Source organism: Bradyrhizobium sp. T-12 (assembly GCF_058314695.1).
The window spans coordinates 681301-700819 of record NZ_JBZFQJ010000002.1; the positions used below are offsets into that span (position 1 = coordinate 681301).

At 58.8% G+C, this 19519-nt stretch carries 18 protein-coding genes and 2 pseudogenes; 15 read left to right on the forward strand and 5 right to left on the reverse strand.

The window, feature by feature from the left end:
- Positions 1 to 84 precede the first annotated feature (84 nt).
- On the reverse strand, positions 85 to 1341 hold the full coding sequence (locus tag AC0WRY_RS37510; RefSeq protein WP_128929965.1) for a GGDEF domain-containing protein: 1257 nt from the start codon (positions 1339 to 1341) through the stop codon (positions 85 to 87).
- A 1096-nt stretch (positions 1342 to 2437) separates the two neighbouring features.
- On the opposite strand from AC0WRY_RS37510, the gene AC0WRY_RS37515 reads away from it, so the two are divergent.
- Positions 2438 to 3247, forward strand: coding sequence for a GntR family transcriptional regulator (locus tag AC0WRY_RS37515; protein ID WP_232995542.1), 810 nt, complete (start codon positions 2438 to 2440; stop codon positions 3245 to 3247).
- A gap of 41 nt (positions 3248 to 3288) precedes the next feature.
- Here the strand turns inward: AC0WRY_RS37515 and AC0WRY_RS37520 are convergent, their stop codons facing one another.
- Complete coding sequence (locus AC0WRY_RS37520; protein ID WP_128929963.1) at positions 3289 to 4449, reverse strand: amino acid aminotransferase; 1161 nt, start codon at positions 4447 to 4449, stop codon at positions 3289 to 3291.
- A 446-nt stretch (positions 4450 to 4895) separates the two neighbouring features.
- On the opposite strand from AC0WRY_RS37520, the gene AC0WRY_RS37525 reads away from it, so the two are divergent.
- The 7 genes from AC0WRY_RS37525 (at position 4896) to kynU (ending at position 12144) form a co-directional block, all read left to right on the forward strand.
- Complete coding sequence (locus AC0WRY_RS37525; protein ID WP_128929962.1) at positions 4896 to 5831, forward strand: hydroxymethylglutaryl-CoA lyase; 936 nt, start codon at positions 4896 to 4898, stop codon at positions 5829 to 5831.
- Positions 5831 to 7045 carry a CaiB/BaiF CoA transferase family protein gene (locus AC0WRY_RS37530; RefSeq protein WP_128955189.1) on the forward strand — a complete coding sequence of 405 codons (1215 nt, stop codon included), beginning with the start codon at positions 5831 to 5833 and terminating at the stop codon, positions 7043 to 7045. Before AC0WRY_RS37525 ends, AC0WRY_RS37530 begins: the two co-directional genes overlap by 1 nt.
- A gap of 46 nt (positions 7046 to 7091) precedes the next feature.
- Entirely contained in the window at positions 7092 to 8138 is a 1047-nt protein-coding gene (locus AC0WRY_RS37535; protein ID WP_237864943.1) for an ABC transporter substrate-binding protein, read from the forward strand.
- Positions 8138 to 8983: an ABC transporter ATP-binding protein gene (locus AC0WRY_RS37540; RefSeq protein WP_164933581.1), complete on the forward strand. Its 846-nt coding sequence runs from the start codon at positions 8138 to 8140 to the stop codon at positions 8981 to 8983. Before AC0WRY_RS37535 ends, AC0WRY_RS37540 begins: the two co-directional genes overlap by 1 nt.
- A 2-nt stretch (positions 8984 to 8985) precedes the next feature.
- Complete coding sequence (locus AC0WRY_RS37545) at positions 8986 to 9837, forward strand: ABC transporter permease (protein ID WP_128929959.1); 852 nt, start codon at positions 8986 to 8988, stop codon at positions 9835 to 9837.
- A gap of 256 nt (positions 9838 to 10093) precedes the next feature.
- A complete protein-coding gene (gene kynA / locus AC0WRY_RS37550) occupies positions 10094 to 10933 on the forward strand; it encodes a tryptophan 2,3-dioxygenase (RefSeq protein WP_128929958.1) in 840 nt (279 codons plus the stop codon).
- Entirely contained in the window at positions 10930 to 12144 is a 1215-nt protein-coding gene (kynU, locus tag AC0WRY_RS37555; protein ID WP_128929957.1) for a kynureninase, read from the forward strand. Before kynA ends, kynU begins: the two co-directional genes overlap by 4 nt.
- Positions 12145 to 12791: 647 nt before the next feature.
- Here kynU and AC0WRY_RS37560 read toward each other — a convergent pair.
- Both AC0WRY_RS37560 and AC0WRY_RS37565 read right to left on the reverse strand, forming a co-directional pair.
- Positions 12792 to 13032: pseudogene (locus AC0WRY_RS37560) on the reverse strand (IS630 family transposase); the annotation flags it as partial.
- Positions 13033 to 13256: 224 nt separating this feature from the next.
- A complete protein-coding gene (locus AC0WRY_RS37565; protein WP_128930197.1) occupies positions 13257 to 13586 on the reverse strand; it encodes an EAL domain-containing protein in 330 nt (109 codons plus the stop codon).
- A gap of 68 nt (positions 13587 to 13654) precedes the next feature.
- Between AC0WRY_RS37565 and AC0WRY_RS37570 the strand changes: the two genes are divergently transcribed.
- From AC0WRY_RS37570 to AC0WRY_RS37600, 7 genes and pseudogenes are all read left to right on the forward strand, one after another.
- The gene (locus AC0WRY_RS37570) at positions 13655 to 14029 is read left to right on the forward strand and encodes a hypothetical protein (protein ID WP_188637391.1); all 375 of its coding nucleotides are present in this window, start codon (positions 13655 to 13657) and stop codon (positions 14027 to 14029) included.
- A 176-nt stretch (positions 14030 to 14205) separates the two neighbouring features.
- Positions 14206 to 14679, forward strand: a complete 474-nt coding sequence (gene tnpA, locus AC0WRY_RS37575) for an IS66-like element accessory protein TnpA (RefSeq protein ID WP_128929538.1) — start codon at positions 14206 to 14208, stop codon at positions 14677 to 14679.
- A pseudogene (tnpB, locus tag AC0WRY_RS37580) lies at positions 14676 to 15030 on the forward strand (IS66 family insertion sequence element accessory protein TnpB). The gene tnpA and the pseudogene tnpB overlap by 4 nt, the downstream one beginning before the upstream one ends.
- A 50-nt stretch (positions 15031 to 15080) precedes the next feature.
- Positions 15081 to 16640 (forward strand): IS66 family transposase, encoded by a 1560-nt coding sequence (tnpC, locus tag AC0WRY_RS37585; RefSeq protein ID WP_128929539.1) that lies wholly within the window; start codon positions 15081 to 15083, stop codon positions 16638 to 16640.
- The gene (locus AC0WRY_RS37590) at positions 16637 to 17263 is read left to right on the forward strand and encodes a UPF0149 family protein (protein ID WP_232995571.1); all 627 of its coding nucleotides are present in this window, start codon (positions 16637 to 16639) and stop codon (positions 17261 to 17263) included. The genes tnpC and AC0WRY_RS37590 overlap by 4 nt, the downstream gene beginning before the upstream one ends.
- A gap of 75 nt (positions 17264 to 17338) precedes the next feature.
- Entirely contained in the window at positions 17339 to 17527 is a 189-nt protein-coding gene (locus AC0WRY_RS37595; protein ID WP_128929956.1) for a type II toxin-antitoxin system HicA family toxin, read from the forward strand.
- Between the two features lie 5 nt (positions 17528 to 17532).
- On the forward strand, positions 17533 to 17931 hold the full coding sequence (locus tag AC0WRY_RS37600; RefSeq protein ID WP_128929955.1) for a type II toxin-antitoxin system HicB family antitoxin: 399 nt from the start codon (positions 17533 to 17535) through the stop codon (positions 17929 to 17931).
- Positions 17932 to 18427: 496 nt separating this feature from the next.
- On the opposite strand, the gene AC0WRY_RS37605 is transcribed toward AC0WRY_RS37600, so the two are convergent.
- Positions 18428 to 19516, reverse strand: coding sequence for a Fic family protein (locus AC0WRY_RS37605; protein ID WP_308421745.1), 1089 nt, complete (start codon positions 19514 to 19516; stop codon positions 18428 to 18430).
- Between the last annotated feature and the right edge of the window lie 3 nt (positions 19517 to 19519).

Consider the following 19519-nt stretch of genomic DNA (forward strand, 5'->3'; position numbering starts at 1 on the left):
TCGGGGGAGGCACGGAAGCAATCGAGAGCTTAGCGTATGTCCCTGGCTTACGCAGCTTCCCACGGGTTTGCCCAAGCAGGAAAATCAAACCCCTCGTGCTGCTTCTGAGGACGACGCCATAAACGTCAATGGTTCAGTCAACGAGCGAACGGTGGCGTCGGCCACAAGTGGAGGCCAGACCTGATTACGTCCTTTGCCTTTGGCGGCATACAGGGCGTGATCGGCCGCAGCAATTAATTCCAGAGGAGACAAATCCGACGGCGAACAAGCTGCGACGCCAAAACTGGCGGTGACGATGCCTAAGAGGCTCCGGCCTTCATTGGGGATCGCAGCAATTTCGATCGATCGGCGAATGCGTTCGGCCAGCCGCACGGCATCCATCATCGCCATATCCGGCAGGATTATCAGGAATTCTTCGCCTCCATATCGGGCGACGAGGTCACCCGTCCTTCGTATCTCTGCCTGAAGTATGGCGGCGACTCGTTTCAGGCAGAGGTCGCCTGCAGCATGTCCGTAGCGATCGTTCAAGTGCTTGAAATGGTCGATATCGATCATGACAGCTGAAACGGGCGATGCTCGGCACTCGGGGCGAGACCAAACTCGCGACAGTTCATCATCAAGATGCAGCCGGTTTGCTAACCCCGTCAATGGATCGCGGCGTGAAGCGGCGTCCGCATCGGCGTGCCTGAGCCGATCTCTCAGCGAATAGAGGTAGGCTCTACGGAGATCGCGCTCCATTGTATAGTTTGCGATCAGAGTGATGTAACCGCAGATGAGGAGCTGAACGATGATGGTCACCGCTATCGGGGCGGAGATGTAGCTTGCGGATATGACGAACGCGGTGTGAAGCAACAGGATCGCGGCAGTCACGACACGAGCGAAGCGGAATTCGAGTCTGTGCAGTGAGACATTGGTGTAGAGCAAAGTTGGAATCACCACGTACTGGTAGTGCGCAGCGCTCTCGCTCGCCGTCAGGGCAAAACCGAGGTCGATCTGCAAGATGATGAGTAGCGGAACACTGGCTGCTAGGAGCTCCCGTACGAAGGGCCTCGGTTTGCGCGATACGAGCCAGGCGACCAATAGCATCCACGGAGTCACTATTGAGAAATGTACCCACATGGCCAGCCGCACGACGTCCGGGACCAGCAGCCAATCTCCGAGCAGAAAAAGGTTATAGAGGGGAGCCGAAACGAGCAGTCCGATCGTCAAGCGCTTACACCGCTTGTCGTGCATGTCGGCTTCAAATTGCCGTTCGATGTCCGGGGGGAATCTGATCGATCGCGTCCGTCGCCCGTTCACGCAGGCGTCGACGGAAGCTAATGTTACTGCGATCTCGTTCATTCCAACCTGCCACTCGGACAAGCGGCAGTATAGTTTCTATGCGTTACCGGACCACTTCGGCGAAGCGTAAATATTCCGTTTGATTTCCGGTTTGATCTTACCCTCTCCAGAATCTTGGCCATTTCAGCAGGAGATGAATGCCGTCGGTCCCGTATTTTCCCGGTGAAAGATCAGCAGACCAGTGGCGACTATTCGGCTGCTCCTCACCGTGGCTCGCCGAGCCGACCGCCCCTTCAGGCGTGTGCGTCCGCGGAGGGTTGTATTTGGGGCGCGGTGAGACGCGCCCGCGGGTCGGGCGGCATTAAGAATGGCAGCCCAGGCCAGAAGTCCATAGACGCAACCCAAGCTCCGAGGACGGGTGCAGCCGAACCAGATGGTTGACATCCTCAAGTCCGCTTTCCTGGAACGACAGCTCGGGATCTGGCACTTTCTTGGCGATCTTGCCGCAGCAATACCCTTCCGGGAAATAGCTGACGCTGCTCGCAAAAAATTAGGTTACGTTGAGGGGTGCCATGAGCGCAGCCGGAAGTACCGCATCAGAGGACATCGAACTGGAACGCCGGCTGTTCTATCTGCCGACGCTTCATCTCGATCCATGGACGAAGGCTTGTGTTGACGGTCGCGCAATCTACCTCGATGGGCTTGAGGCGTTCAAGATTAGGAGGGCTATGCCAGCATCTCGCGCATAAGATTGTTACCGAGTTTGTCGATGCATCTACGTAGAAAGGAGGACGCGAACCAGGAGTACGCCGGATCGAAGTGCGCCTCGACGAGATTGAGCGCGAAATCAGACGCGTCCATCCGAAAGCCGCAACTGGCTTCGCCAAACTTCGCGTTGCGCCTCCTTAAGTTGGAAGGCGGCGGACTTGGAGCCTTGCCACAGCGGCAATGTTCGCATCCTTAGTACAATAGCTCCAAGTTGACTTCGCTCTTGGCCACGAGTTACATCCACATGCTGGCAAACGGGAAAGAAAGACCTTTGAATCGAGATGCTCGGCCGTTGTCGCCCATCTCACGACGGCCCAAGAAAAAGAGCCCGCTCGGTCGTGCCGAGCACTTGGCTGGGCTCATTTTGTCCGTTGTCCGTCGCGATGGGATGAAGACCGGCGATCGCCTCATCGAGCAAAAGCTTGCCGATGCGCTTGGCCTGTCGCGCGCGCCAATTCGCCTAGGCTTAAAGGCTCTAGAAGAGGCGGGGTTCGCGCGCGGTGAATTGCACCGCGGCTTTGTCTTGACAAGAGACCCTACGAGCGTAGCCGCACAATCCACACTGGCGGCGGTAAGCCGCGCGGAAGAGGCCTACGCGACGATTGCAACGGACGTGGTCGCAAAGCGCCTTCCCGCCGATGTCACGGAAGCCGAATTGCTGCGCCGTTACGATCTAACACGCACCGAATTACAACGACTGCTGGATCGGATCGCAGCGGAAGGGTGGATCGCGCGCTCACCGGGCTACGGGTGGCGTTTTGCTGAAACTGTATCAAGTCCCGAAGCGCAGACACAAGTTATGGCGTTCCGCGCGGTGATCGAACCAGCAGCAATTGCTCAACCTGGTTACGCTCTGGCGCCAGAGGTCATCGAGCGACTTCGCGAGCGCCAGCTGCGCATTTTTGATGGCGAGCTGGAAAAATTCACGATAGGTGAAGTGTTTCAATGGGGATGTGATTTCCATGAGGAGATCGCGCGCGGTGCCAAGAATCCCTTCTTCGTCGAGTCACTTAAGCGCGTAAATTCGATTCGTCGCTTGTTTGCATACCGAAGCTTCGCTGATCGCGACGGCATGCGCCGGCACGTGAAGGAACACCTGAGGCTGCTCGACGTCCTGGAGGCCCGCCGGTATGCTGATGCATCGGCTCTGATGATGCGTCATATTCGACGCCCGCTTAAGGTGTACGTCTTCAGATAGGTGCCACAGGCGGATCCGTTTCCGAGTTGCATTTCGACAGCTTAAACTGCTCGCCGGACACTGTCGACAAAGCGTGGCACGTCGTCAGTTGTAAGGCCGGCCAGATTGATCCTGCCGTTTCCAACGATATAGATCGCATCATCCTTGCGGAGACGGTCGATCGTGGCAGAATGCAAGGGTAAGGTGGAGAACATTCCCTTTTGCGCCCCGAGCTGAGAAAATTCGGGCATACCCCGTCCGACGGCCGCACGAATTTTTAAAATTCTTTCCCGCATCGTCGTGAGCTCGCGAAGCCAATCCTGACGAAGGGCGGTGTTCGACAGGATAGTGCCGACGACCGCAGCACCATGGTCGGGCGGCATGGACCAGTTAACTCTCGCTAGGGCAGCCATGGCTTGAACAGTCCGCCCTACTGAGACCGGGTTCGTGCCATAGACGAAGAGCGCTCCGGTCCGCTCCCGATACAGTCCGAAGTTTTTGCTACAAGAATAAGCGACGAACGCTTCGCTCACGCTGGACAGCACTATTTCTAGTCCTTCTCTATCCTGCTCTAAACCATCACCGAATCCCTGATAGGCAAAGTCGATGAGAGGAATGAGGCCTCTCTCCTCCACAAGTTGCGCGATCGCCCGCCATTGATCAAGGCTAAGATCCGTGCCCGATGGATTGTGGCAAGTCGCGTGAAGCAGCACGATATCCCCTCTCCTTGCGCTCTTGAGCGATGAGAGCATTTCGTCGAAGCGAAGCGTTTGAGAAATGACGTCGTAATAGGTGTACGTACCTATTTCCAATCCCACGGCCTCAAAGATTGGAATGTGGTTGCCCCATGTCGGCAGGCCCACAAATATCCGGCTAAAGGGTGCCGCCAGCTTTATGACCTCGCAAGCTAACCGGACCGCACCGCCGCCGCCAGGTGTCTGAACGCCACCTAGTCGATCCACCTCGATGTTTCCGATCGCGAGCTCGCGGATAAGGCTGACGAACTTTGTGTCACCGAGTGGGCTTACGTATGATTTGGTGTCCTGTCCCTCGACCAAGAGATGTTCGGCGGCCTTCACCGCGGACAGGACGGGCGTAACGCCGTTATCGTTTCGATAGACCCCCACACTCAGGTCGATCTTGTCCCGCCGAGGATCGTTGCGGCATGCCTCGGCTAACGCCAACACGGCGTCGGCCGGCAGATCAGGCAGGGCTTGAAACATAGCTTCTCCTTACTGAACGATCGTTTGTGCGGCTCATTGGCTCTATGCAATGAGGGCTGGAGTTGGCGCGCCTCTTCAATCGGGCACGGGCGTGGCTTCGTGGACGAAAGGCATTCTTGGTGCGGCGCTTCCGTTTCACCAAGAACGCTATTTGGCTTACGCCAGAACCGCAGGGCGAAAGGATTCCGTCGGGATGCACCCCTGAAGCGGACGCCCGATGAATATCGCCGCGCGGCGCGCGAACAGGCAGCGCCAGGCAGTTCAGCCAACAGGATAATCCATGCAAACCTCACCCGAAAATAGAATTCCGCGGAATGCGAGCGGATCATGTCCTGGCCGCCCACCGGCAGAGCCTCGTTCCGGGGCCCCCGAAGCGGTTCGGAATCTTCATTGACAGATGATGTCACATATTGTTCTTTAATGCAAGAATATACAATAGGGCGCCAATGGACAATTCACCGGATGTGCACATCTGCGAAGTTGCACCGCGCGATGGCCTTCAAAACTTGGATGTCATTGTGCCAACAGGCGCAAAATGCGAGCTGATCAGTGCGATCGTCGCCGCGGGGGTGAGCGAGGTCGATGCGGGCTCATTTGTACCGGCTACGGTCGTGCCGCAATTCGGCGACGTTGGAGCAGTTGTTGCGCACGCGTTGACCCATAAGTCTACGACCATCGGCGCGGTCGTACCGAACGTTAAAGGTGCTGAGCGCGCGCTCGCGGCCGGAGTCAACAGCATGTATTTCGTGATCTCGGCGAGCGAAACGCACAACCGGGCGAATGTGCGCCGCACGATTGAGGAACAGCTCGAAGCATTCCGTGTAGTTCGTGCGAGGATCAACGCGCAAAAAGCTCCTGAGCGGCCGCATCTTGTGGGCGCTGTAGCGACAGCTTTTGGCTGCTCAATGGAAGGCGACGTCAGTGAGGCCGCGGTGTGTCGCCTTGTGCAGGGTTTCGCCGAGGCGGGTGCGGACGAGATCGGACTAGCAGATACCGTCGGCTACGGCACCCCAACGCAGGTTAAGCGGATCGTACGCGCGGTTCGCAACGAGACCGGCCCAAAAATGATGCTCAGGCTACATCTGCATGACACGCTTGGCGCCGGTCTTGCCAACGTCGTCGCGGGGCTCGAAGCGGATGTCCGGCGCTTCGATGCTGCTGTTTCGGGGCTTGGCGGCTGTCCCTTCGCACCGGGCGCACGGGGCAATATTGTGACTGAGGATCTCGTGTTCATGCTCGAACGGATGGGCCTCTCCACTGGGATCGATCTGGATCGGTTGATGGCGACACGCGAAATTCTCGCCCGGCACGTTGAGCAGAAGCACCTGACAGGTCATCTGCACGAGGCTGGAATTCCAAGGGTGTTGCGGAGGGTGGCATGATGGGCGGCAATCCCACATCAGGGCCGACAATTCCCCGCCCCCTCGAAGGCGTGCGCGTCGTTGAATTCAGTCAGATGGTCATGGGCCCTACCTGTGGGCTCATCCTCGCCGACCTGGGCGCCGATGTGGTCAAAGTCGAGCCGCTCAAGGGCGATCGCACTCGCTATTTCAAGGGGCCTGCCGCGGGTTTTTTTGCGACATACAGCAGGAACAAACGCAGCATCGCGCTCGACACGTCGAGCCCGGGAGGCAAACAGGTGGCGCGCCGGCTCACTGAGCGCAGCGATGTTTTGATCGAAAACTTCCGACCGGGTTTGATGAAGAGGGTCGGTCTCGACTACAATTCAGTGGCCGCATTCGCGCCGCGGCTGATTTATTGCTCACTCAAGGGATATCTCCCCGGACCCTACGAGAACCGTCTTGCGCTCGATGAAGTCGTTCAGATGATGGGCGGGCTCGCCTACATGACCGGCCTGCCGGGCCAGCCAATGCGCGCGGGCGCCTCAGTGAATGACGTCATGGGTGGCATGTTTGGGGTGATCGCGATCCAAGCCGCGCTCGCCGAACGACAGCGCACCGGCCGCGGTCGTTACATCCAAAGCGCCCTCTTCGAGAACAACGTCTTTCTAATGGCACAGGCGATGATGTGCGAGGTCGTCACCGGACGCCCTTCAATTCCGTACTCGGTGAAGGACAGTCCTTGGCCGATCTATGACCTGTTCGATACAAAGGACGGATCAAAGCTTTTCGTCACTGTCGTTGGGGAGGAGCAATGGCAGGCGTTCTGCCTCGCGTTTGATCGGGCTGCCTGGCTGAGCGATCCGCGTTTCATCACGGCTCAAGGTCGAGTTGATCATCGCGACTGGCTGATCCCGGAAGTCGCCAAGATATTTGGCGGCTGGAACAAGGCCGAACTTGCCGCGAAGCTGGAAGAACTTGAGCTGCCCTATGCGCCCGTGAACAAACCGGGTGATTTGTTCAGCGATCCCCACCTCAATAAATCGGGTGGTTTGACCGAGATCCGCTTGCCCGATGGCCGTAACACCAAAACCCCCTTGCTGCCGATATCGCTCGACGGCCGCCGCCTCGCAAATGGCAATGACCCGCCTCAGGTCGGCGAACATACACACGACATCCTCGGCGATATCGGGTTTTCGACAAACGAAATCGCTGCGTTAGAAAAAGCGGGGACAATCGCCTCGTCGGCCGTATGACGGATCTTAAGCGCCTGGTTCGCAACAAGCAGCAGGGGAGTAATGCATGACCATCACACGGCGCCGAGTCCTTGTTTCGGGCTCCGCATTTGCGGGCACCTCGTTGCTGCCGAGCCAGTCGCGCGCTCAAGGCAAGCCGGTCACCCTCGCCTTCGGCCCCACAACGCCAATCTATGCCATCGGCATGATCGCCGAGCTCAAGAACTATTTCAGGGATGAAGGACTCAATTCGAAACTGATTACAGGCAACTCGGGCAGTTTCGGTCGCCAGATGCTCGCTTCGGACCAAGCGATGTTCGCCCACGGTGACGCCAGTCACCCCCTTCAACTCACGGCGCGCGGCAAGGCATGCAAAATTCTGCTCGCAACTGAAATGGCGTGCTCGTACGCCAATGTTGTTGTGCGGCAAGACCTCTATGAAAGCGGCATCACGTCGCTCGAGAAGCTAGCGGCCTACAAGCGCCCAGACGGGGCCAAGCCGATCATCGCGGCCACGGCCATCGGATCGGGCAGTTGGGTCTATGGCACTTATCTGTTTGAAGCACGAGGGCTTGGCGGAAAAGTGAATTGGGTCGCTGGCGGCGGGCAGGAGATCATGTTTCCGTCTCTCGAAACCAAGCAGTTTGATGCCATCATGGCACCGCCAAGTTGGATCATCGAAATCAAGAAAAAGGGCTTTGGCACTCTGATCTACGATACCTCCCAACCGGGGATGTTTGAGAAAGATTTCGGGGGCACGGTTCCGGTGCTGGTCGTCTACACGCTGGCGGACACGATCGAGCAGGACAAGCCGACGGTACAGGCCTTCGTGAACGCGATTTATCGGGCGATGAAGTGGGTCAAAACGACGCCGCTCGCCGAAGTCCAGGCACTGGTTGCGCCCAAGTGGTTTTCTGGAATCGATCCCACCGCCGTTAGCGCAGAGCTTGGCTTTGACAAATTGACTTGGGCATATGACGGAAACATCGACAAAGCCGCCTATGATCGGGGCAGCAGAATTCGGTCCCGCAAGGGTACAGAAATTCCGGAGACTGCATACGAGGACGTTGTCGATATGAGCTTTCTCAATGTAGCGAAGGCAAAATACAAGTGATGTCCGCGCCTGGCCCCAGCCTCGCCGTTGCCCGAGAAACGACGAATGCGGACGCTGGTCGCACTCGGATTGCTGTGCAAGGACTAGTTAAGCGCTTCAGCGCCGGTCGAGGCGATTTTGCTGCCGTCGACAATGTATCATTCGAGGTTCGCCAAGGCGAATTCGTTGCCTTGCTCGGCCCCTCCGGCTGCGGAAAGAGCACGATCCTCAACATGGTGGCCGGGCTCTTGCCACATTCAGGCGGCCGAATTCTCGTCGACGGCGACTTAGTTGATACCGGCAAGGTAAATTCCAACGTCGGTTACGTGTTTCAGCGCGACACACTATTTCCTTGGCGAACGGTCGAGCAGAATATCGGCTACGGGCTCGAAATCTCCGGTATCACGAAGACGGAGCGTTCCGCGCGGGTTGCCGATGCGATTGGAAAGGCCGGGTTGACTGGCTTCGGCCAGAGCTTTCCTCGGATGCTTTCGGGCGGGATGCGTCAGCGGGTGGCCTTAATGCGCACCCTCATCCTCGAACCTGAAATTCTCCTGATGGATGAGCCTTTCGGCGCGCTTGATACTCATACCAAGCTGGAAATGCACAAGACATTGCTCGATATCTGGGAGCGCGAACGGCAGACTGTGCTGTTCGTAACTCACGACCTCGGCGAGGCGCTTACACTGGCCAGCCGCATCATCGTCCTGTCCGCAAGGCCCGGACGGCTGAAGGATGACTTCCAGGTGCCCTTTCCTCGTCCGCGAGATCCAGTCGGGTTGCGCGAAACGGCCGAATTCGGCCGCCTGTATTCTCACATCTGGCATTCGCTTGGCGAAGAGTTTCGCCGTACCAAGGCCGATTGATCATGGCTACCCGTCGTCAGGTGATCGTGCTCTGGCAGATCGCAATTTTCGCTTTTCTGCTTGTGATTTGGCAATGGGGCTTTGAATGGAGCAAAGCAGTTCTGCCAAGAGCCTATGTTCCCAAGATTCTCGACCCGTATTTCGTGGCGAAGCCGTCATTGATCTGGCAGAGCTTCTTGCGGCTTAGCTGCCTCAACGACCCATCGGATTTTCTGGTCTGCTTCAGGAATGCCGATAACAATCTTTGGATAGCGACGCTTGTCACGCTGAAGAATACTTGGTGGGGATTTCTGTTCGGCTCGGCCGCCGGCATCGTCGTTGGCCTCCTCCTCGGACGCTCGGACGTTCTTGCGCGCATATTTGGACCGTTCATTCTGGCGTTCAATTCGATCCCACGCATCGCGCTCGTGCCACTGATCATTCTCATGTTTGGCCTTGGCGATGTGTCGAAGGTGGTGACCGCCGCACTCGTCGTGTTCTTCATCGTGTTCTTTAATACGTTCGAAGGCACGCGGGCGGTCGACAGAGATCAAATTGCCGCCGCCCGCCTATTGGGCGCGAGCGAGCTGACCATCTTGCGTACCGTTGTCATTCCGTCTGCGCTGGCCTGGGTGTTCGCGTCTCTGCTCCCTGCAGTGTCGTTTGCACTTGTCGGCGTGATCGTCGGAGAGTTTATCGGCGCTGAACGTGGCCTCGGCAAGCTCATCATTGAGGCAGAGGCACGCGCCAATGCCAGCGAAATGATGGTCGCGATCTTTATAATGATGATCGTCGGAACCATGCTGGCGCTGCTTGTACAATATTTGCAATCATACCTCTTGCGTTGGCAGCCGCAGTTCGAAAGATCTGCATAAATCGTCGACCGGCAGATGATGGAACAGCGACGATGAATGCGCAATTTGGCACGCTCGCAGCGCGGGTGGGCGGCGGTGAACGTCTCAGCTTAAGTTGCCAAGCCGAGCTGATGGGGGATGTCCGGATCAGGCGGGAGGTTCCGAGTCGTCTCGTCGTCGAGCCAAATCGCAACCCCTGCAGGCGCAGTCGTCCCACTAAGAGATCCCTGGTCAGAGCTCACCCCTTGTCTGATCGGTCTGACTAAGGACGCCCGCGATGGCCAACAATGACTACGATCCAACAGCAGAAGGCGCAGAAACGAATTTCGCTGCGCGGATGTCCTATAGCGATTATCTGCGATTGGAGACCATTCTCAGCGCGCAGCATCCGCTGTCGGATGCGCACGATGAGATGCTGTTCATTGTGCAGCATCAGGCCTCGGAGCTCTGGATGCGACTTGCCATTCATGAATTGGGTGCGGCCCGCGACGCGATTGCACGCGACGCCGTCGCGCCGGCAATGAAAATGCTGGCGCGCGTCTCACGTATCTTCGAACAGTTGAACAGCGCATGGGACGTGCTGCGCACGATGACGCCAAGCGAGTATACGCATTTCCGGGCGAAGCTCGGACAGTCGTCCGGCTTCCAATCCCGTCAGTACCGCCTCATCGAATATGTTTTGGGCAATCGCAATCCAGCCATGCTGAAGCCGCACGCGCATGATGCGGAGGCGACACGGCTTCTTGAGAGGGAGCTCACAATCCCAAGCCTGTACGACGAGGTGCTGCGCCTCGGCAACCGCAAGGGGCTTGCGATTCCGCGCTCCGTACTGGAACGTGATGTCCGTGAAACGCATCGCCTCAACGATGCAGTGGTCGAGGCCTGGCGCTGTGTCTATGAGGCGCCGGAAACGCATTGGCTGCTCTACGAGCTTGCTGAGAAGCTCGTCGACTTCGAGGACTATTTCCGCCGTTGGCGCTTTAACCATGTGACCACCGTGGAGCGCATCATCGGCTTCAAACGAGGTACGGGAGGCACCGGCGGCGTCAGCTATCTCAAGCGAATGCTGGAGGTCGAACTATTCCCGGAACTCTGGCGCGTCCGAACGGTCCTATGAGCACTACAGAAAACAGATTGCGCGTTTACGAACAGACAAAGCCGCTGTTCAACATTCCGGACGGTGTGACATATCTGGATGGCAATTCGCTTGGTCCGCTGCCGCTTAGCACGGCTGATCGAATGGGCCGCGTCATCCAGCAGCAGTGGGGCGTCGAGCTGATCCGCGCCTGGAATACTGCCGGCTGGTATGTGCAGCCGCGCAAGCTGGGTGATCGGATTGCACGGCTTATTGGCGCTGAAACTGGGTCTGTCACCGTTGGCGATACGCTGTCGTTGAAGGTCTATCAGGCGCTCTCCGCCGCGCTCGAGATGAATCGTGATCGCAAAATCGTGTTGTCGGATACCGGCAATTTCCCGACCGATCTTTATATGGCCGAAGGCTTGATCGCGACCTTGGGACGCGGGCACCAATTGCGGCTCGTTCGGCCTGAGGAGATAGAGGAATCGCTGTCCGAGGAAATCGCGGTGCTCTATATCACGGAGGTGGACTATCGCACGGGGCGGCGTCATAACATGGCCGAGCTCACCGCAAGAGCCCACGCACTGGGCATCGTCACTGTCTGGGACCTCGCACATTCTACCGGCGCGTTGCCCGTCGATCTCGCACGCGTTGGCGCCGACTTCGCGGCCGGATGCACCTACAAGTATCTCAACGGCGGCCCTGGGGCGCCGGCGTTTCTCTACATTGCGCCGCGCCATGCTGATCACGCGCGGCCTGCTCTGTCGGGCTGGATGGGCCACGCCAAGCCCTTCGCCTTCGATCTCGGCTATGCACCAGCAGTTGGCATTGAGCGCATGAGGATCGGCACTCCGCCCGTGCTCGCTATGGCAGCGCTGGAAGCCTCGCTCGATATCTGGGACCGCATCGACATGCATGAAGTCCGCGCTCGCTCGCTCGAGCTCGCCGATCTGCTGATTGGCGAAGTCGAGCGTCTCTGCCCGCAGCTCAGGCTGGTGACGCCGCGCTCGCATGAAGAGCGAGGCTCACAGGTTTCGTTCGCATTTGAAAGGGGCTACGCAGCGATGCAAGCCCTGATTGCCCATGGCGTGATCGGCGACTTTCGGGCGCCCGACATCATGCGGTTCGGTATCACCCCGCTTTATATCGGCAAGGCCGAAGTGATGAGAGCAATCGAGGTGATCGAGCGGGTATTTACGCGGGAGCTTTGGCGGCGGCCAGAATATGACGTTGTGCATGCCGTGACATGAGCGCTTAGCAATGCGTGCGTCTCCACCAAGTCTGCTCACACACAATACCCTGCTGCGAGATAGCAGGTACTCGTCTGGCGGGTGTCCCTTTCCCCGACACAAAATCGTGTTACAGTCTGTGCATACTAGTGCTCGCTGGGATTTTGCATCACCTTCCCTTGGCTGGCTAAACGCCGCTCGCATCGGTTTTTCAAGCGGGCGGCGTTTTTGCCTTTTTGTGTTTACCGCCTTGAGCCAAACGAAAAAGCCCCGGTTTGCCGCCGGGACCTCCCTTTTCCGATATACGCATTTAAGCTGTGTCGGGTGGGACTGAGGAAGCACCCGACGATCTCCGCCTAACCGCGGTGTCCTAATTCATCGTTACGGAGTCCGAATTAGGATTGAACCTACAGATAGGCATGCATGCCGTTCCCGAGCGCCCCCGGCGAGGAGCTCCGCTCCTCGTTCCGCGACGGATCGAAGCAGGATGGAGTGCGTCGTTTCGGCGTAGAGAAGAAGGGAGTGTTCGAATGAACGGTGCCTTCTGGTTATTGCTCTTACTAGCCCGGCTTATCGGTGTCGGAAACGACTGAAACTCCGAAATTTGAGCGGGATCACCCTAACGTTTTTTGGAACGACTAAAATGCGCGAGCACCTAGTGGTTCAGCTCAGTGATTTTGACTCTTTGCGGTGGCTGGATAGGCGCGGCCGAGTTTGGCGCGTGCTTTGTCAGGTTGCGAACATCCACTTGATGCGAGCTCGAGTTTTGCTTCGCCGGCTTTGCCATGCTGCGATCTCGTTTCGGGACCTTTTGGGGTCGTCGATGCGGCGGCCAAGACACTGGCGCTGAAACACGCTGATCTCGCACTCGACCATGATGAGCCAACTGGCGTGTTTCGGGGTGTAGTGACCTGCCGGCCAAGCCGTCTGGCCCCCTCGCCCGCAACCGTCGAATTTTTTGGTCGCGCGCCTTCCGGCGCCGTCGTCGCAATGCCCACTTCCCGATCGAAATTATTTCGAAAAATGATAAGAAAAGGCGCGTCACGGAAAGCGACCAGAAAGATCTGCTGTCATCGGCAAATCAAGCAGACTTCATGATCTTCACGGTCCCGAACGGTATGCTACAATGTGCATTACACGGAGTGCCCAAGCCCCATCTTTCGTCGACGTGACCTGCCACTCATCATGTGGGACAAAACGGCGTGTGGCAGTTTTAGCCTACCGATCAAATAGCCTTGTGCTGCGTTGCAGCCGAGTTTGGGCAACCACGACCATTGCTGCTCCGTTTCGATACCCTCGGCCAGCAGCGGTATTCCAAGACTCCTGGTCCTGCTCACGATGGCACGCATGATCGCGTCGGAGCGCTGGTTGGTTCCAAGCTCCGCGACGAAGGGGCGATCGACTTTGATGCGATCGAATAGGAAAGCGTGGAGGTAATCGACTGACTTGGCTTCACGAGGAATACCACGCCTATCTGCAGGCTGCTGACGAGCCGCGTCGCGGCGACCTCGATAGCCGAGGCAATCTTACGATGGCAGGGCTTCTTGATTTCTGCAAATTCTTCCTGGCCACCTGTGTTGACCAGGTCAACTTCATGGCCGGGCTTTTGGAGCCGGAAGAATTACTGAGGCGGATGGAGATTTGGACCGAGGAGGAGACGCGTGCAAAGCGCCTTCCAAAGGGTTCATGGCCTTTGCTGCGCGAAGCGGTCATGGCGGGCGAATATGCTCGGGGCCCTGCGCGCGGCCTCACCGGCTACAAAGAGCGCCAGGCGCGGGCGGTGCTCAACTCCCTTATTGAAAAGGGTTACCTCGTCTCGTCCACAACACGCTCGCCGGTGAAGCTCGGCTTCCCAACTGCGGTTGTCGATCGTTGGTTTCCAACACTGTATCAGCCAACCGCTTAGAGCCACACGCCAGCCCGCTGCAGATTCGGTCCTGTTACCGCCGCCTCAGAAATTCCGGTATCGAAGGCGGAACCCTGGGGTCAACATTGGGTGTAACCGGCATGAGCCCCCCACCTGGGCATCGCGCGAATGAGCTGCGATACAGCCTGGCATGAACTGTTTTTTGGAGGTGGGCTATGGCAGATGCCATGCATGAAGCCAGGCTTGATGCCAGGCAGGAAAGCGGCTCCTATCGTCGGATCGAGGTGATCACAGGGCAGCGTCGACGACGGCGCTGGACGGCTGAAGAGAAGGCTCGGATCGTGGCCGAGAGCTTCGAGGAAGGGGCCAATATTTCCGAGGTCGCTCGGCGCCATGGCGTTGTCCGTGGGTTGCTGACGGTGTGGCGGCGCAAGTTCGCGACGGCAGTGAGCTTTCAGGCGCCAGGCTTCGTGCCGGTCCGGATCGCTTCCGAGAGCGGTCCGGCGACGGCAGACGAGTCGGACCGGTTAGCGTGCGCGCATAAGGTGCCGCCGCAGATGGCATCGGCTCCAGGCAAGCTTGGCGGAATGATCGAGATCGAGCTGGGCGGGGCACGCATCCGGGTCGAGCCCGGAGTGGAGCTGGCGACGCTTTCGACAGTGCTATCGGCGCTTCGGGGCATCCGTTGATTGCATTACGGTCTGACCTCAAGGTGGTGCTGGCGGCACAGCCAGTCGACTTTCGCAAGTCGGTGCACACGCTGTCGGCGCTGGTGAGCGAAGCGTTGCACGCGAACCTCGTATTGCGGCGACATCTTCGTGTTCCGCAGCAAGCGCGCGGACAGAGTGAAGCTTCTGGCATGGGATGGTAGCGGCATGGTGCTGGTGACGAAGTGGCTGCACCAGGGACACTTCACCTGGCCGCCGGTCCGCGACGGCGTGGTGCATCTGAGTGCGACACAACTCGCGATGCTGCTCGACGGACTTGAGTGGACGCGTGTTTCACACAAGCCTGTGAAGCAGCCGGCCGTTGTCGGCTGAGAGGCGAAGATTTTGCTGGAGCCTGTGATGGGCGGATATATCGTTCGATCATGGCGATTCGTCCCGAAGCTCTTCCGACCGATGCAGCGGCTCTGGCCGAGATGGTGCTCGCGCTTGACGCCGAGAACGAGAAGCTACGTGTGGCGATGCAGACGCTGAAGGAGATGATCTTCGGCAAGCGCTCAGAGCGGCTGGCGGCGATCGTGGCCGAGCAGCTCGCGCTCGAACTGGACGATCTCGCGACTGGCGTCACATCACCTGCGCCAGCCAACGACGATTTGCCTGCGACGAAGCCGGCTGGGAAGCCGCGCAAGAAGGCGAGGCGCAACATCGGCGCGCTACCCAAGCATTTGCCTCGCTGCGAGCAGGTGCTCGAGCCAGACACGACAGCGTGCCCGTGCTGCCAGGGCCTTCTGCACCGGATCGGCGAGGATGTGAGCGAGGTACTGGACGTGATCCCGGCGATCCTGCGGGTACTGCGCACGATTCGTCCCAAATACGCCTGCCGCGGCTGCACCGACGGCGTGGTGCAGGCGAAGGTGCTGCCGCGTCTGATCGACAGCGGCATGGCATCGACGGCACTCGTGGCTCACGTGGTGATCTCGAAGTTCGCCTGGTATCTGCCGCTGTACCGCCAGGTGCAGATCCTGGCCGGTCAGGGCCTTCATCTCGACCGCGCGACGCTCGCCGGCTGGGTGAAGCGTGCGGCATGGTGGCTTAAGAGTCTTTATGAGCTTCAGCTGCGGACGATCCAGGCTTCGCCGCGGCTGTTCTGCGACGAGACGCCGATGCCGGTGCTCGATCCCGGACGACATCGCACTCGTATCTGCCAGTTCTGGGCGCATGCGATGGATGATCGCCCATGGGGTGGCCCATCGCCGCCGGCGGTCGCCTATGTGTTTGCGGATGGCCGCGGCACCGAGGAGATCGCCGGGCAATTGGCCGGCTTCTCCGGCATTCTGCAGGTGGATGGCTATGCCGCCTACAAAGCGCTTGCCCGCGGTCAAGGCGGGGCGATCCAGCTGGCTTTTTGTCTCGCGCATGCCCGACGCAAATTCGTCGAGGTGTACAAGACGATGCAGTCGCCGTTCGCTCACGAAGTGATCGAGCGCCTGCAAGCGGTCTACGCCATCGAGGCCGAGATCCGTGGCTTGAGCGCCGAACAGCGGCTTGCCGCCCGCCGCACCAGGTCCGCACCGCTGATGGAGGTGCTGAAGGCGCGACTGACCTCGATGCTCGACCACCTGTTCTCCCAATCGAAGCTAGTGGAGGCCATCAACTATACGCTCAATCACTGGGACGGACTGACGCTATTTCTCCGCGATGGCCGCGTCGAGGTCGACAGCAACACCGTCGAGCGTTCAATGCGCCCGATTGCGATGGGGCGCCGTAACTCATTGTTCAGCGGCAGCGAGGGCGGCGCCGAGAGCTGGGCAATCCTTGCGTCGCTGGTCAATACGGCAAAGCTCCACGAACTCGATCCGCAGGCCTATCTGGCCGATGTGCTGGAGCGCATCGTCTCCGGTCAGACCAAGAGCCACCAGCTGCACGAACTTCTCCCCTGGAACTGGAAGGCGACCCGCGAGCTCAGCGCACGGGTGGCCGCATGACCCGCCGCCGCCGTTCATCATCTTCATCATCGATGGCGGCAGCCGCGATGCCGCTCGACGAACTTGAGCCTTGGCTACAGGCTCGTGCCGAGCAGCATCCCGTCGCCACCAGTCTTCCCATGCTCGACGGCTATGTCGCCGCGATCGTGGCCGGGCCGGTGTCGATGAGTCCGCTCGACTGGATCTGTCCGCTGCTCGCCATCGACGCCGACGCATTCAACCATGGCGGCACGCCGGAGTTCGCCGCGATTTCGGCCGTCGCGCTGCGCCACAACGACATCAGTAATGTTCTTTCCACCGCACCACATCGGTTCGCACCGGTCCATGGCCGCAAGCCGAATGGCGACGTTGATGCGCGGCCGTGGTGTCAGGGATTCCATGCCGCCATGCGGTTGCGACTATCAGCCTGGGGCCCACTGCTCGACGTCAGCAACATACACCACGGCTTGCTCCTGCCCATCCTGCTGCATTGCGTCGACGATCAAGGGCGTCCACTGCTTGGACCACCAAGGAAAGGCCGCGAGACCGAGGAATTCCTGCGCAACGCCCATGCCGACATTCCGGACGTCGTCGAGGCCATGCGTCAGTACTGGATGCCGACCCGCTACGCTCGCACAGGCTGATCACTGCAGACGTGGGAGCTCATACCGGTTACCATTGGGTTGACAGTCTACACATAGTGTGTATAAATACACACTATGAAAAGCCGGGAAATTATCTCGATCCTTCAAGGGGATGGATGGTTTGAGGTGGGCCGGAAAGGCAGCCATGTGCAGTTCAAACATCCATTCAAGAAGGGTCGCGTAATTGTTCCGCACCCCGAACGGGATGTCCCACTCGGGACACTGAAGAGTATTGAAAAGCAGTCAGGTCTCAAACTGAGGTAAGCGCCATGCGTAACTATATTGGTCTTATCCATAAGGATGCCGACAGCGATTTCGGCGTCTCATTTCCAGACTTCCCCGGAGTGATCACGGCAGGCAAAAGCCTTGATGACGCTCGTGCTATGGCAGAGGAAGCCCTCACCCTTCATATCGAGGGTCTTGCTGAAGATGGAGAAGCCATTCCGGAGCCCTCTACTCTAGAGGATGTTATGGCAGATCCTGATCATCGAACTGGGGTAGCTATTTTGGTGTCGGTCAAACCCGAACAACCAAAGGCTATACGTGTGAATGTCACCCTTCCTGAGGACGTTCTGAATCAGATCGACAAATATGCTGAAGCGCACGGCTTTACGAGATCGGGCCTCCTAACTCAGGCCGCGAAGAGACTCATAGGAGAAGCAGCCTAAATCAAGGCTCTGAGTTCATTCGAAAAAGACCGCAATACGATCAGACGGACGCATTGCGGAATGGGCACCGCTATGTGGGCCGATGCGATGTTGACGCTGTTCAAAGCGACATGCCGAGACGCAGGTTGAATTCTGCCGATCGGCACGAGCGTGGTCCCCGGCACTGTTACGTTGCACCCCCGGACTCCTCGGCACTCCGAGCCTGCGCGCCTTGATCTGCGTCGACAGCACCGTGAGCCACGTTCGATGGAACGAGGCGTGGGATTGCAGTTTGATGGCGAAAGCATTTGGACGAGGTGAATTCCGGCTCCGGCAGCAATTCGGTTGCGGGGGCCGATTTCGTTGTCAGACGGCCAGCCGTAGGCTCAACGGATAGCCAATACCGAATAAAGGCCGGCGGCGTGGACAGTGGTCGGCCAGTTGCGACGGATGCGAAGAAGGCCGCGGTTGAACATGACGCGAGCATCCATGGCCGTGGACCACCTGGACGATCCGCTTAGCTCTCGCGGCATAGTTTGCCTGCCCATAGTTCCAAATTTGCCAGTTCTAAATTTTTCATCCGCCAATACCGGCATAAGAGAACGGATTTATTTCGATGAAGCAGCCGGAGCGCCTCTTCGATTCTGAGCCGCAGCCATCTTCCGGAATTCGCTCTATGGCCCCTTGGGGCCGACCGAGATCTTGTCAGGACCGACCTCGGGACTGACGTTTGCGAGAACCGGCTCTTCGCCGAACGGGCGGTTGATGATGGCAAGCGCCTCCGAGGCGGCGTACGCGGTTGCGCGCGTAGCCGGTCCGCTCCCGTAGGATGCCCACCTCTTCCAGCTGCGCGATGCCCTGGTTGATCTGGGCGGTAGAGATGTCGAGAAGTTCGCGGAGCCGTTTCGCCGTCACGACCGGATAGTTGTGAAGCTCGTCCAGCGCCCGAAGAGCCGCAGAAACCCTTACGGAATTTCCGGCGACCCCTCCAGCGTTCGGACAACTCCGACAGCGCCTGCCGGGTGCGGATGAGCTCTTCAACGGTGGCGGTCACGGCGTCGGCCATGAACGTGATGATCGGCTCCCAGTCGAGCCGCTGCTGGGCGTTCTTGAGGGATGCGTAGTACGTGCCCTTCTTGCTTTCGATGTAGGGAGAAAGGTACAGCGGTACACGCTTCTCCGCCGCCATCATGAGCGGGAGGAGGAGACGACCCACGCGACCGTTGCCGGCGCGAAAGGGGTGTACCGCTTCGAAATGGGCGTGCGCAATGGCCATGCGCGTGATGAACCCTTGAGTCATCTGCTGCATGCCCTCGTTCCGGAGGTAGTCGACCGCCTGAGCGAGGCAATCTGGCACGTCGGGTGGGGGTGGAGGATTTATACTTGAATATGCGATGTCTTTGTTCCCGCCGATCCAGACTACGCGCGTTCGGAAGTCGCCGGGATCGTCCTGATAATCCGGGTCGTCCTTCATCACGCGCGATGGAGATCCTTGATCGATCAATAGTGAAGACGCCGTAGCCAAGCTCGGTGGCCCGCGGGACAAACCTATCGAGGGCGACGGCGTAGCTGCAGACCTGGCGTGCCTCGTTGCGGGCGCCGTCATCGC